At 60.1% G+C, this 273-nt stretch carries 1 protein-coding gene; it reads right to left on the bottom strand.

Annotated elements, in window-relative coordinates:
• The coding region (locus tag AF337_RS05765) for a serine acetyltransferase domain-containing protein (protein WP_425287880.1) at nucleotides 1-260 on the bottom strand (260 nt) is incomplete at its 3' end.
• Nucleotides 261-273 lie beyond the last annotated feature (13 nt).

Genomic DNA, 273 nt, shown 5'->3' with positions numbered 1-273 from the left:
ACGAATGCCTGGGCAATCACCGCCAGCAACTCGTCATGGTCGAGGTCGTGATTGGCCAGTTTGATTGCGACCCGCTGAGCGAGCGCCTGGGCGAAACTCGCATGATAAAGCACTGCGGAATTCATGGCGCGCGTGAGTGCTGCATCCTTGGCCGAAGCATTGACGGCCTCCGCGCAAAGAGCCTCCCAGATAGCGGCGACCTGAGGCGAGGGGGATGGCTCCGTCGACAGATTGCTCAAGCTGACCAGTGGAACCGTCATGCTAGCTTCCTTC

The organism is Rhizobium ecuadorense (genome assembly GCF_001187535.1).
Lineage (GTDB): Bacteria > Pseudomonadota > Alphaproteobacteria > Rhizobiales > Rhizobiaceae > Rhizobium > Rhizobium ecuadorense.
The sequence above is the reverse complement of the archived record's forward strand: the minus strand, read 5'-3'. Positions and strand labels throughout refer to the sequence as shown.